Consider the following 12,297-nt stretch of genomic DNA (forward strand, 5'->3'; position numbering starts at 1 on the left):
AAGCAGCCTTGTCGAACACAGCCATGTCGGCCAGCACCTTGCGGTCGAGTTCGATCGAAGCCTTCTTCAGGCCGTTGATGAACACGCTGTACGTCATGTCGTGCTGACGCACCGCCGCGTTGATACGTGTGATCCACAAAGCACGGAACACACGCTTCTTGTTGCGGCGATCGCGATAGGCATATTGCCCGGCGCGCATGACCGCTTGCTTGGCGATGCGATAGACGTTATTGCGACGGCCGCGGTAACCCTTGGCCAGCTTGATAATCTTCTTGTGACGGGCCCGTGCGGTAACCCCACGTTTGACTCTAGGCATAATGCGCTCCTGTGAGTGTCAGTTAAGGGTTAAGCGAACGGCAACATTGCGCGCACGGAGTTCATATCTGCTTGATGAACAGCCGTGGAACCGCGCAAATGGCGTTTGACCTTGGTGGTCTTCTTGGTAAGAATGTGACGCTTGAAGGCTTGACCACGCTTGATGGTACCGCCCGGACGCACCACGAAGCGCTTTGCAGCACTCTTCTTGGTTTTCATCTTCGGCATGAAACTACTCCAGTTTATTAGATGGATATGGGTGTGCGGTCGATCCATTCGATCCTGACCCGCCCTTCGAAACCCACATGCCACTTATGAGCGGCAGACTTTTGACAGTCACCGCTTTTTCATGAGCACCGCCATTATCCGGTGATGCCCTGAAACTTGCTCAAACGATGCCGCGCAGACCTCAGACTCAGACCTATAAGCACTTTCCGGCCGCGCGATCCATCGATCAATTTCTTAACTACTTCTTCAATTACTTCTTTTTCTTCGGGGCCATGACCATAATCATCTGGCGCCCTTCCATCTTCGGCATTTGCTCGACTTGACCATGCTCTTCGAGATCGGTCTTCAACCGCTCGAGCACGCGCATGCCGATTTCCTGGTGAGCCATTTCCCGACCGCGAAAACGCAACGTGATTTTCGTCTTGTCGCCATCTTCGAGGAAGCGCGTGAGGTTGCGCAATTTCACGTTGTAGTCACCGTCGTCGGTGCCCGGCCGGAACTTGACTTCCTTGACCTGAACGATCTTCTGCTTGAGCTTGGCCTCGTGCTGCTTCTTTGCTTCCGAGTACTTGAACTTACCGTAATCCATCAATCGGCAAACAGGCGGAACGGCCTGCGGCGCGATTTCTACAAGATCCACGTCCTGCTGTTCCGACATGCGGAAAGCATCGGCCAGTTTCACGATTCCGAGCGGCTCGTTGTCCACTCCGACCAAGCGCACTTCCGGTGCAGTAATTTCCCCGTTGATGCGATGTGCAGACTTATCAGTAGCGATGTTACGTTTCCTCTAAAAATCTAAAAAAACTAGCCGCGCTGCGGGTGGGCTTACTTGTACGCCTGCACGTCCTGCTGCAGACGCTCAAGGAATGCATCGACGGGCATCACGCCAGCATCGATACCGCCACGAGCACGCACGGCTACGGTTTGTGCCTCACGCTCCTTGTCCCCGACAACCAGCAAATACGGGACCTTCTGCAGCGTGTGCTCTCGTATTTTATAGCTAATCTTCTCGTTGCGCAAATCGCTCTCTACTCTAAGCCCTTGTTTTTGCAACGATTGGGTCACTTGCAGGGCATATTCAGCCTGACTTTCAGCGATATTCAGGACTACAGCCTGCACCGGCGCGAGCCAGGAAGGCATTGCACCAGCGTGGTGCTCGATCAGGATGCCGAGAAAACGTTCCATGGATCCGACGATTGCACGGTGCAACATCACCGGGCGTTTGCGGCTGTTGTCTTCCGACACGTACTCCGCACCGAGGCGCTCCGGCAGGACCATGTCGAGTTGCAGCGTACCGCATTGCCACGACCGGCCGAGCGCATCCTTGATGTGGTACTCGACCTTCGGACCGTAGAACGCACCCTCGCCCGGCAGTTCTTCCCACGTGAGACCGCACGCCGTCAGCGCCTCGCGCAGCCCCTGTTCCGAGCGATCCCACGTTTCGTCGGTACCTGCACGAGCGTCGGGACGCAACGACAGTTTGATGTCGATCTGATCGAAGCCGAAATCCTTGTAGATGCTCATCGCGAGCGTATTGAACGCAATGGACTCTTCGATGAACTGGTCTTCCGTGCAGAAAATGTGCGCGTCGTCCTGGACGAAACCGCGCACGCGCATCAGGCCATGCAACGCGCCAGACGCTTCATTTCGATGGCATGAGCCAAATTCTGCGTAACGCAGCGGCAGATCGCGATATGAACGCAAGCCATGATTGAACACCTGCACATGGCCAGGACAGTTCATCGGCTTGATCGCGTAATCGCGCTTCTCCGACTCCGTCGTGAACATGTTTTCACGATAGTTCTGCCAGTGACCCGACGCTTCCCATAGCGAGCGGTCCATGATCATCGGCGTCTTGATTTCGAGATAACCGACTTCGCTCAGGCGGCGTCGGATGTATTGCTCAACTTGTTGCCAGATCGCCCAGCCTTTCGGATGCCAGAACACCATGCCGGGCGCTTCTTCCTGCAGATGGAACAGGTCGAGTTGCTTCGCGAGCTTGCGGTGATCGCGCTTCTCGGCTTCCTCGAGCATGTGCAGATACGCTTCCTGGTCTTCCTTCTTCGTCCAGGCCGTGCCGTAGATACGCTGCAACTGTTCGTTCTTTGAATCGCCGCGCCAATAGGCGCCGGCGACCTTCATCAGCTTGAAGACCTTCAGTTTGCCCGTGGATGGCACGTGCGGGCCGCGGCAAAGATCGGTGAAACTGCCGTGCGAGTAAAGCTTGATGTCATCGGTGGAGGGGATCGATTCGATGATCTCCGCCTTGTACTTCTCGCCAATGCTCTTGAAGTAGTCGACCGCTTCGCCGCGCGTTACCACGCGGCGCGACACCGGCTCGTCCTTCTTCGCGATTTCGGCCATGCGCTTTTCGATCTTCTCGAGATCTTCCGGCGTGAAGGGACGGCTGTACGCGAAGTCGTAGTAGAAGCCGTTCTCGATCACCGGGCCGATAGTCACTTGCGCATCCGGATACAGATCCTTGACCGCGTAAGCCAGCAAATGTGCCGTGGAGTGGCGAATGATGTCGAGGCCGTCAGCGTCCTTTTCCGTGACGATAGCGAGCGACGCGTCGTGATCGATCAGCGTGGACGTATCGACGAGCTCGCCGTCGAGCTTGCCACCCAGCGCAGCCTTCGCGAGTCCCGCGCCAATCGACGCGGCAACTTCCGCAACCGTCACAGGGTGGTCGTACTGTCGAACCGACCCGTCGGGCAAACGTATCGAAACCATTTCGTTCTCCAAGACGCCGGCGGCCGACGCCCAAGTTCATTCAACAATGCCTTGCAAACGCCAAGTCAAACGCGCGAAGGCAAAAAAAATGCGGCCCCACATTTTGAGGGGCCGCATTCACTTTTCCTACAACTGCAAAGGCGAAAGTGGTCCTCGACTAGCGTCGCTCCGAAGTTGTTTCGGTCAACGTTCGCGGTGCCATCTTGTTCATTTGCCTTTCGCGCCAAGACGCTTGCTGCAGTTTCGAAAATCCAGCGTGAACCGGATTTTCACTTTCGTTGGTAGGCTCGATTGGACTCGAACCAACGACCCCCACCATGTCAAGGTGGTGCTCTAACCAGCTGAGCTACGAGCCTGAAGAAGCGAAATTATATGGAGCGTTTTGAATCTTGGCAAGTGCTTTCATGCAATGACACTGCAGATATTCGTCGATACGTTTAAGAAGCATCAACAATGCGCTTCAAATTCAACGCGTTATCAATTCATTCAGCGCGCGAGCGGGCATGCATTTTTCTTGGGCGCACGCCGCTTTAGGCCCGTCGCGACGCGCGCACCACGCCCTGCACTTCGCTCAGCAACAAGCACGCGCGCTGAATTTGCGCGGCGCTCGATACCTCAACCGTAAATTGCATGTACGCGACGTTGCGCCGGCTCTGCGTCTTCACGCCGGTAACGTTCATCTTCTCGCGCGCAAAGACTTCCGAAATATCGCGTAGCAAGCCTTGCCGATCGTTCGATTCCACGGCGAGATCGACCGGGTACACCGACGATCCGCGCCCGCTCATTACGTCGGCGGACCACGCTGTTTCAAGCACGCGCTCGGGCGAACGCTCGGCCATGCGCTGGAACGTCGCGCAGTCACTGCGATGAATTGACATGCCCTTGCCACGCGTGACGAAGCCCGCGATGCGGTCCGGCGGAGCCGGGCGACAACACCGCGCCAGTTGCGTCAGCAACGCGTCTACGCCGACAACCAGCACGCCGGTCGACGCGCCTTGCGCCACGCTTTGCCCGCTGCTGCGCTTCTCAAATTGCGCTGGCGCTTCGGGTTCGGGTTCCGGCGGCGGCGTATCGTGCAGCGCTTGCTCGACATTGCGCAGACTGAATTCTTCCTTGGCAACGACGGCGTACAGATCCTCAGGCGTCTTGAAGCCGAGCTTCGATGCCAGCTGATCGAGGTTGACGGACGTCTTGCCCTCACGCTGCAGGGTCTTTTCAACGAGCGCACGCCCGTTCGCGATGTTTTCCTCGGAGTCGACCGCGTTGAACCACGCACGCACCTTTTGCCGAGCGCGCGGGCTGTGCAAATAACCAAGCAACGGATTCAGCCAGTCGCGCGACGGACCGCCCTCCTTCACTGCGACGATCTCAACCGTCTGACCATTCTGCAGCGGCGTGTTGAGCGGCACCATGGCACCGTCGACACGAGCGCCGCGGCAACGATGTCCAAGCTCGCTGTGCAAGTGATACGCGAAGTCGACAGCGGTCGAGCCTTGCGGCATGGCGATCACGCGTGCTTGCGGCGTAAGCACGTAGATATGGTCGTCGTCGAGCGTGGCCTCGCGCAAATGTTGCCACGGCTGCGCGCCCGGCTGATCGCCCTCGGATACGTCTTCCTTCCACGCCAGCAGTTGTCGCAACCACGCGATCTTTTCATCGTATTTGTCAGCGGCCGTGACTTGTCCGCCGTACGCGCGAGCGCCGGCTTCCTTGTAGCGCCAGTGGGCTGCTACGCCGTATTCGGCGAACCCGTGCATTTCCTGCGTGCGGATCTGGACTTCAAATGCTCGCCCGTCGTCGCCGACCACGACGGTATGCAGCGACCGGTACCCATTCGCTTTCGGCCGTGAAATGTAGTCGTCGAACTCCCGTGGCACTGGCTGCCACAAGTTATGGACGATACCGAGCACGGTGTAGCAGTCCTTGATGTCGTCGACGATCACACGAAACGCGCGCACGTCATTCAGCTCGGAAAAATCCAGTTCCTTGCCGCGCATCTTTTTCCAGATGCTGTAGATGTGCTTCGGCCGGCCGCTCACTTCCGCCCGGATATTCGCGGTGGCCAGTTCCTTCTGCAAGCGTGCGATTGCGTCGGTCACATACGCTTCGCGCTCGACACGTTTCTCGTCAAGCAACTTGGCAATGCGCTTGTAGGTGGGCGGTTCCTCGAAGCGAAACGCGAGGTCCTCCAGTTCCCACTTCAATTGCCAGATGCCCAGCCGGTTCGCGAGCGGCGCGTAGATCTCGAGTGTTTCACGCGGCACGTCGGGCGAAGGCTCGAGCTTGTTCGCGGCGTAGTAGCGCAATGACTGCAGCCGCGACGCCAGCCGGATCAACACCACGCGGATATCTTGCGCGAACGCGAGCAGCATCTTGCGCAGTGCTTCGACCTGCGCACGGCGCGCCGCTTGCGCCTCGCGTCCCGTTTCCGGCAACGTTGCCTGCGTGGCCCGCGAACTGACCGAACCCAGCCGCCACAACTTGCGGACGTCCGCGACGAGGCCTTGCACCTCCGCGCCGAACCGCTCGCTGATGACCACCTCCGGGTCGTCAATGTGCGGCGCGATTGCAAACAGCGCCGCCGCTACGATGGCCGCAGGATCGACGTTCAACGTTTGCATGATCCGCGCCGTGCCGGCAGCGTGCTCGACCAGCAATTCCCCGCTGGTCAACCGCGCGTCTTTCGCGTGTTCGCGCACGAACGCGAGCGCGTCGTCGAAGGACGGCTCGGGGTTCAACGCAGGGGGAACGGCGGTATCAGGCATACGGGTTAATCGATTGCTCGCAATGTTCCCGGCTTAGCCACGCACGGCAGCAACGACCACCACTTCCACGAGGCATGCCGGATTCGCAAGCTTCGCTTCCACGGTAGCGCGCGGCGGCGCATTGCCTTCCGGTACCCACATGTCCCACGCTGCGTTCATGGCGGCGAAATGGACCAGGTCGGAGAGATAGATCTGCACCGACAAAAGCTGCGTCTTGTCGCTGCCGGCTTCTTCCAGCAAACGGTCGATATGGCCGAGCACTTCGCGGGTCTGGCCTGTGATGTCCTGATCGGTGTCTTCGGCAATCTGGCCCGCGAGATAAATGATGCCGTTGTGGATCGCGATTTCCGAAAGACGCGCGCCAACATGGTGACGAATGACTGCCATGAGTGTTCCTGAGAGTGAATGGTCAAAAAAACCGGACGAAGCTCAATATTATGCCTCGGGCGTTTCAGTATCGAGGAAGAACCGGTACGCGATCGCAATCTGATCAGGCGCCAGGAACGCCGGTGCGTGACCCACGCCCGCGATCTCCCTGGCAGTCACGGCCTGCCCGCTCGCGACCATTTTTTCGATGGTCTCGCGCGACAGCAAGTCCGAATGTTCACCCCGAACGACCAGCACCGGATGCTGAATCGACGCCAGCGAATGCCACAGGATCGCCTCGCCGAGCGCGGCCGCCTTCGCGTCTGCCGCAGCGAACGGGACCGCGATCTTCGGGTCGTACCGATACCCCCAGCGACCTTCGCGCTCCTGCATCAGCGGTGTGTTGATCGCGCGCCATTCGTCGGCGGTAAGCGGCCCGAACGACGCAGCCAGCTGCGCCGCGTTGTCGATGCCTTCTTGCAGCGTGGCAAAGGTCTCACCGCGGCCGAGATAAGTACCGATACGCTCGAGCGCCACCGGTTCAATATGCGGCCCGACGTCATTGAGCAGCATTTTCCGGATGGGTGAATTCGGCAATCCGGCGAGTCCGAGGCCGATCAGTCCGCCCATGGACGTCCCAAACCAATCCACCGTTTCCACGTTCAGCCGTGCAACGAGCGCGACCATGTCACCCACGTACTGCGGCACACCGTAGTGCTTGGGATCAACCAGCCAGTCCGATAAACCCCTTCCGACCACGTCCGGACACACCACCCGATACTCGCTGGCGAACGCCTTCGCCACTTCGTCGAAATCCCGGCCGGAGCGCGTCAGCCCGTGCACGCAGACAAGCACGCGCGGGTTCGCCGGATCACCCCATTCGGTATAAGCCATGCGATGCAGGCCCGACGGGCTGATGCACTGCACCTGGCGTTGGCGCGGCGTGGGAACAAACGAAGGCGCAGCTTCGACGATAGACACGGACATAAGATTTTCCTCGGTGCGATGGCGCTGCGGCATGCAAACAACTCCAAACAACTCAGCTGAAATCGATTGTAAACGCTTTGCCGGATGCGCTTCGGCGCGATGCGGCAGCGTTAGCCGAACGGTCTGAACAAAGGCACGATATGCGGCCTCAAAACACGAACCGCGAGCCACTTTACGGGCCGCCCAGCCTCCCGCAAACGCGGCAAGCGAAAAATAAAAAACCGTTCCGACTTACATCGGAACGGTTCATTTCGGCTGATAAAACAACCGCTGCAGAAAAACCTTACTTGACGCCGCTCACATCCAGCGGAGCACCCGTTTTCTGCTGGATCTCTTCCACACTAACGCCCGGCGCCAGTTCGACGAGTTTCAGTCCGGCATCCGTGACATCGATCACGCCAAGATCCGTAATGATCCGGTCGACCACGCCCACGCCCGTCAGCGGCAACGTACACGCGTCGAGAATCTTGTGCTGGTCGCCCTTCGCCACGTGCTCCATCAACACGATCACGCGCTTTACGCCCGCGACCAGGTCCATCGCGCCGCCCATGCCCTTGATCATCTTCCCGGGGATCATCCAGTTGGCCAGGTCACCCGTCTTGCTGATCTGCATCGCGCCCAGGATGGCCAGGTTCACGTGGCCGCCGCGAATCATCGCGAACGAATCGGCCGATGAAAAAATCGACGATCCCGGCAACGTGGTCACCGTCTGCTTGCCCGCGTTGATCAAGTCGGCATCGACTTCTTCTTCCGTCGGCGACGGCCCGATGCCAAGCAAGCCATTCTCCGATTGCAGCCACACTTCCATGCCTTCCGGCACGAAATTCGCCACCAGCGTGGGCAAGCCAATGCCCAGATTCACGTAAAAACCGTCCTGCAATTCCTTGCCCGCCCGTGCGGCCATCTGGTTCCGGTCCCATGCCATGATCAGTCTCCTTTTGCGCGCACGACGCGTTGTTCAATGCGTTTTTCCGGATGTGCGTTCAGCACAATGCGCTGCACGAAGATGCCCGGCGTGTGAATGGCGTCGGGATCGAGCGCGCCCGTTTCCACGATCTCCTCCACTTCCACCACCGTGATCTTGCCGGCCATGGCGCACATCGGGTTGAAGTTGCGGGCCGTGCGGCGATAAATCAAATTGCCCGATTTATCGGCTTTCCACGCTTTCACCAGCGCCACGTCAGCGGTGAGCGAATGTTCGAGTACGTAGTGGTTGTCGCCGAATTGACGCGTTTCCTTGCCATCCGCGATCACCGTGCCGTAGCCGGTATTGGTGAAGAACGCCGGAATGCCCGAACCGCCGGCGCGCAGCTTTTCGGCCAGCGTGCCTTGCGGCGTGAATTCAAGCTCGAGTTCGCCGGCCAGATACTGGCGTTCGAATTCCTTGTTTTCGCCGACGTACGACGAAATCATTTTCTTGACCTGACGGGTTTCGAGGAGCAGCCCGAGTCCGAAGCCGTCAACGCCCGCGTTGTTGCTGATGCAGGTAATGCCCTGGACGCCCGTGTCGCGCAATGCCGCGATCAGCGCTTCGGGAATGCCGCACAGACCAAAACCGCCGACGGCAAACGTCTGGCCGTCCTTTACGATGCCATCGAGCGCCTCTTTCGCGCTGGGATAGACCTTGTTCATCTGTTTGTCCCTTCCTGATCTGGATGAAATCCGTTTATTTGAGCCGTCCACGCGACTGGTTGCATTGCGCGAAACGACTTTCTGACGTGGCAAAAGAGTACGACGCCGGATCGATCCGGCACAATACGCAAAAATACATAAGTAATTGCCGTACTGCACGGCGATGAAATAGTTAAACGCGGGTTAAACCCGACACGTGCGAACCAAATGCGTCAACTGGATTACCAAACAGCGTTTCATCTTGCGCCAGTCGGACTGGTGTTGTCACGGGAACGGATCATCGAAGACTGCAATGCGCAGCTCTGCGCCATTTTCGGCGTCGCGCCGGAAGCCTTGCTGGGCCAGTCGTTCCAGGTGCTGTATCCGTCACCCGTGGAGTTCGAGCGGATAGGCGAGCGCATCGCAGCGTTGATGCAGCGTCAGGGCAGCTACGCCGACGACCGCATCATGAAACGCGCAAACGGGGAATTGTTCTGGTGCCACGTGACCGGGCGCTCGCTCGACCTGAGCGCGCCGCACGCCGCCGGCGTATGGACCTTCGAGGACCTGAGCGCGACGCGGCGGGTAGCAATCGAACTGACGCCGCGCGAACGCGAAATTGCCGCACAGCTCGTTACCGGCAAGACCAGCAAGCAAATCGGCCGCGCGCTGGATATCAGTTCGCGAACCGTGGATATCTACCGGTCACGGCTCATGCGTAAATATGACACGGGCAACGCGACCGAGTTGCTGCAACGGCTGCTGGGGGACTAGGCGGGCGTTCCGGCTGTCTCAATGGCGTGGCGAAGCAGCTCAGGAATCTGCACCGATTTCGCCGCCGCGTAGTCGATCCACACACATTTCGCCGTGCCCCGGGCGTAGAGCGTGGCGGGATCGTCGGCGCGATAGAGCTCGAAGCGAGTGTCGAAACTGCTGCGGCCAGGTGGACCCACGAACATGCTGCCGATCACGTCGCCGGGATAATGGAGTTGCCTCAGGAATTCCATCGACGCATTCACGATCACCGGACCCTGTCCTTCAACGTTCGCGCCGGCAAGGGCCAGTTGCCGGAACCACGAGATCCGCGTTTCCTCCATGAACCGGAAGTAGACCGTGTTGTTCACGTGGCCGAATGCGTCCATGTCGCCCCAGCGCAGCGGCATGGGCAGATCGATTACGCGATGAAAACCGGCTGTTGCGCTCACCTGATCGAGACCTGGCTCATAGGCCGAACCCGTCGTCGGCGGCGATCACCGAGCCGTTGATGAACTGTGATTCGTCGGCAGCAAGCAGCAGCAACAAGCCATCCAGGTCTTCAGGCGTGCCCACCCGGCGACGCGGCAGCATGGCCAGCAGTTTTTGGCCCGCCTCGCTTTTCCAGTGATGGTGATTGAGCTCGGTATCGATATAACCCGGGCAGATCGCGTTCACATTGATGCCATGACGGCCCCATTCCTGCGCCATCGCCTTCGTCATATGAATGACGGCGGCCTTGCTCATGGAATAAATGCCAATCTGCGGCAAGGTCTTGAGCCCCGCCATGGACGCGATATTGATGATCCGATAGCCCGGCTTGACCGTGCCGTTGCCGCGCATGATCATCCGTTTGGCGACTTCCTGCGCGACAAAAAACGCGCCGCGCGTGTTGGTATCGAACACGAAATCGAAGTCGGACGGCGTTACATCCGTCAACTTTTGCTGGGTAGACACACCCGAATTGTTCACCAGGATGTCGATCATGCCGGCCTCCGTCTCCGCATGCGCGACGGCGGACTTGATGCTTTGGTAATCCGTGACGTCAAGCGATACAACGTGCGCCGCGCCGCCGGACGCCTCGATCTCGGCGCGCAGTTCCTTCAGGCGCTCGGTGCGCCGGCTTGCCAGCACGACCCGCGCGCCCGCCTGCGACAGCACTTGTGCAAAGCGCTTGCCAAGTCCGCTGGAGGCGCCAGTGATCAGCGCGCATTTGCCTTCCAGGTTAATCGAACGGCCCATTGTTTTTCCTTGGTTGAAAGCGATTGAGGTGCCCGGGATCGAACCGTCTTGACGCCGTTCGCCCCACGGTTCGCTCCACGATTCGCCCAAATAAGCATCGAATCGACACAGCCGATATGCTATCCTAAAATAATACGGTCGTGCTAATTTCAGGATCGTTGGTTGCACCCCGCGAAGGGTTCCCTGACAATACGCGATCCCCAAAAAAAGCATTCTAACGTTAGACAGGAGCATTGGATGACCCCGGATAGTCTCATCGAGCAGTACGGTCCCCGTGAATCCATGGAGTACGACGTCGTGATTGTGGGCGGCGGTCCTGCGGGGTTATCGGCGGCTATTCGGCTGAAACAGCTCGCGCAGGAAAAAGGCGTGGAGCTGGGTGTCTGCGTGCTGGAGAAAGGCTCGGAGATCGGCGCGCACATTCTCTCGGGCGCCGTCATGGATCCGCGCGGGTTGAGCGAACTGCTGCCTGACTGGAAAACCCAGGGCGCACCGCTCGATGTGGAAGTCACCGAGGACCGCTTTCTGTTCTTGTCGAAGGACAACGCCAAACAGGTGCCCAACTGGCTGCTTCCGGACAACTTCAAGAATCACGGCAACTATGTCGTGAGCCTGGCGAACGTTACGCGCTGGTTGGGGCAACAGGCTGAAGCGCTGGGCGTCGAGATCTTCCCGGGCTTTCCTGCAGCAGAAGTGCTCTACACCGAAGACGGCGCCGTGCGCGGGGTAGCGACTGGCAACATGGGCGTGGGCAAGGACGGCGAGCCGACCGGCAACTTCCAGCTCGGCATGGAACTGCACGCGAAATACACGCTGTTCTGCGAAGGCGCGCGCGGCAACCTGGGCCGTCAGCTCATGGATAAATTCAAGCTCGCCCGCGATGCCGATCCGCAAGTCTACGGCCTCGGCATCAAGGAGCTGTGGCAGATCGATCCGTCGAAACATAAACCGGGGTTGGTGATTCATACCGCCGGCTGGCCGCTGGAAAACGATACCTACGGCGGCTCGTTCCTCTATCACATGGACGATAACCAGGTGATGGTGGGTTTTGTCGTCGGACTGGGGTATTCGAATCCGTACCTGTCGCCATTCGAGGAATTCCAGCGCTACAAGACGCATCCGGCGATCCGCACGTTCCTTGAAGGTGGCAAGCGTGTGTCGTACGGCGCGCGGGCGATCACGGCCGGCGGGTTGATGTCGCTGCCAAAGCTTGTCTTCCCTGGCGGAGCACTGGCCGGCGACGATGCCGGGTTTCTGAATGCATCGCGGATCAAGGGCAGTCACGCCGCGATCAAGT

General features: G+C 59.1%; 13 protein-coding genes and 1 tRNA gene. 2 read left to right on the forward strand and 12 right to left on the reverse strand.

Going from position 1 to position 12,297, the window contains the following annotated elements; translation table 11 throughout:
* From rplT to JWR14_RS19095, 10 genes are all read right to left on the reverse strand, one after another.
* On the reverse strand, nucleotides 1-316 hold a 316-nt coding region (gene rplT, locus JWR14_RS19050), incomplete at its 3' end, for a 50S ribosomal protein L20 (protein ID WP_299709803.1).
* 29 nt (nucleotides 317-345) lie between these two features.
* Complete coding sequence (rpmI, locus tag JWR14_RS19055; RefSeq protein ID WP_299709804.1) at nucleotides 346-543, reverse strand: 50S ribosomal protein L35; 198 nt, start codon at nucleotides 541-543, stop codon at nucleotides 346-348.
* 250 nt (nucleotides 544-793) lie between these two features.
* On the reverse strand, nucleotides 794-1,318 hold the full coding sequence (infC, locus tag JWR14_RS19060; protein ID WP_075643994.1) for a translation initiation factor IF-3: 525 nt from the start codon (nucleotides 1,316-1,318) through the stop codon (nucleotides 794-796).
* A gap of 50 nt (nucleotides 1,319-1,368) precedes the next feature.
* Nucleotides 1,369-3,276 carry a threonine--tRNA ligase gene (gene thrS, locus JWR14_RS19065; protein WP_299709805.1) on the reverse strand — a complete coding sequence of 636 codons (1,908 nt, stop codon included), beginning with the start codon at nucleotides 3,274-3,276 and terminating at the stop codon, nucleotides 1,369-1,371.
* Nucleotides 3,277-3,555: 279 nt separating this feature from the next.
* Nucleotides 3,556-3,632: transfer RNA gene (locus JWR14_RS19070), tRNA-Val, on the reverse strand.
* A 174-nt stretch (nucleotides 3,633-3,806) separates the two neighbouring features.
* The gene (locus tag JWR14_RS19075) at nucleotides 3,807-6,041 is read right to left on the reverse strand and encodes a bifunctional (p)ppGpp synthetase/guanosine-3',5'-bis(diphosphate) 3'-pyrophosphohydrolase (RefSeq protein ID WP_299709806.1); all 2,235 of its coding nucleotides are present in this window, start codon (nucleotides 6,039-6,041) and stop codon (nucleotides 3,807-3,809) included.
* Between the two features lie 33 nt (nucleotides 6,042-6,074).
* Nucleotides 6,075-6,428: a RidA family protein gene (locus JWR14_RS19080; protein ID WP_299709807.1), complete on the reverse strand. Its 354-nt coding sequence runs from the start codon at nucleotides 6,426-6,428 to the stop codon at nucleotides 6,075-6,077.
* 48 nt (nucleotides 6,429-6,476) lie between these two features.
* Nucleotides 6,477-7,394: an alpha/beta hydrolase gene (locus JWR14_RS19085; RefSeq protein ID WP_299709808.1), complete on the reverse strand. Its 918-nt coding sequence runs from the start codon at nucleotides 7,392-7,394 to the stop codon at nucleotides 6,477-6,479.
* A gap of 283 nt (nucleotides 7,395-7,677) precedes the next feature.
* Nucleotides 7,678-8,319: a CoA transferase subunit B gene (locus tag JWR14_RS19090; RefSeq protein ID WP_165091916.1), complete on the reverse strand. Its 642-nt coding sequence runs from the start codon at nucleotides 8,317-8,319 to the stop codon at nucleotides 7,678-7,680.
* A 2-nt stretch (nucleotides 8,320-8,321) separates the two neighbouring features.
* Nucleotides 8,322-9,026 (reverse strand): CoA transferase subunit A, encoded by a 705-nt coding sequence (locus JWR14_RS19095; RefSeq protein ID WP_097263986.1) that lies wholly within the window; start codon nucleotides 9,024-9,026, stop codon nucleotides 8,322-8,324.
* Between the two features lie 207 nt (nucleotides 9,027-9,233).
* Between JWR14_RS19095 and JWR14_RS19100 the strand changes: the two genes are divergently transcribed.
* Nucleotides 9,234-9,779 (forward strand): LuxR C-terminal-related transcriptional regulator, encoded by a 546-nt coding sequence (locus JWR14_RS19100; RefSeq protein WP_299709810.1) that lies wholly within the window; start codon nucleotides 9,234-9,236, stop codon nucleotides 9,777-9,779.
* Here JWR14_RS19100 and JWR14_RS19105 read toward each other — a convergent pair.
* Both JWR14_RS19105 and JWR14_RS19110 read right to left on the reverse strand, forming a co-directional pair.
* On the reverse strand, nucleotides 9,776-10,168 hold the full coding sequence (locus JWR14_RS19105; protein ID WP_299709816.1) for an acyl-CoA thioesterase: 393 nt from the start codon (nucleotides 10,166-10,168) through the stop codon (nucleotides 9,776-9,778). The genes JWR14_RS19100 and JWR14_RS19105 overlap by 4 nt on opposite strands.
* A gap of 58 nt (nucleotides 10,169-10,226) precedes the next feature.
* The gene (locus JWR14_RS19110) at nucleotides 10,227-11,000 is read right to left on the reverse strand and encodes an SDR family oxidoreductase (protein WP_299709812.1); all 774 of its coding nucleotides are present in this window, start codon (nucleotides 10,998-11,000) and stop codon (nucleotides 10,227-10,229) included.
* Between the two features lie 237 nt (nucleotides 11,001-11,237).
* On the opposite strand from JWR14_RS19110, the gene JWR14_RS19115 reads away from it, so the two are divergent.
* Nucleotides 11,238-12,297: NAD(P)/FAD-dependent oxidoreductase (locus JWR14_RS19115; RefSeq protein ID WP_299709814.1), on the forward strand; the 1,060-nt coding region annotated here is incomplete at its 3' end.

This window comes from Caballeronia sp. (genome assembly GCF_028292365.1).
Classification (GTDB): domain Bacteria; phylum Pseudomonadota; class Gammaproteobacteria; order Burkholderiales; family Burkholderiaceae; genus Caballeronia.

Excerpts from the sequence above, each read along its gene's own strand:
- rpmI (WP_299709804.1), bottom strand. The coding sequence starts at position 543 with ATGCCGAAGATGAAAACCAAGAAGAGTGCTGCAAAGCGCTTCGTGGTG.
- thrS (WP_299709805.1), bottom strand. The coding sequence starts at position 3,276 with ATGGTTTCGATACGTTTGCCCGACGGGTCGGTTCGACAGTACGACCAC.
- JWR14_RS19075 (WP_299709806.1), bottom strand. The coding sequence starts at position 6,041 with ATGCCTGATACCGCCGTTCCCCCTGCGTTGAACCCCGAGCCGTCCTTC.
- JWR14_RS19080 (WP_299709807.1), bottom strand. The coding sequence starts at position 6,428 with ATGGCAGTCATTCGTCACCATGTTGGCGCGCGTCTTTCGGAAATCGCG.
- JWR14_RS19085 (WP_299709808.1), bottom strand. The coding sequence starts at position 7,394 with ATGTCCGTGTCTATCGTCGAAGCTGCGCCTTCGTTTGTTCCCACGCCG.
- JWR14_RS19090 (WP_165091916.1), bottom strand. The coding sequence starts at position 8,319 with ATGGCATGGGACCGGAACCAGATGGCCGCACGGGCGGGCAAGGAATTG.
- JWR14_RS19095 (WP_097263986.1), bottom strand. The coding sequence starts at position 9,026 with ATGAACAAGGTCTATCCCAGCGCGAAAGAGGCGCTCGATGGCATCGTA.
- JWR14_RS19100 (WP_299709810.1), top strand. The coding sequence starts at position 9,234 with ATGCGTCAACTGGATTACCAAACAGCGTTTCATCTTGCGCCAGTCGGA.
- JWR14_RS19105 (WP_299709816.1), bottom strand. The coding sequence starts at position 10,168 with ATGCCGCTGCGCTGGGGCGACATGGACGCATTCGGCCACGTGAACAAC.
- JWR14_RS19110 (WP_299709812.1), bottom strand. The coding sequence starts at position 11,000 with ATGGGCCGTTCGATTAACCTGGAAGGCAAATGCGCGCTGATCACTGGC.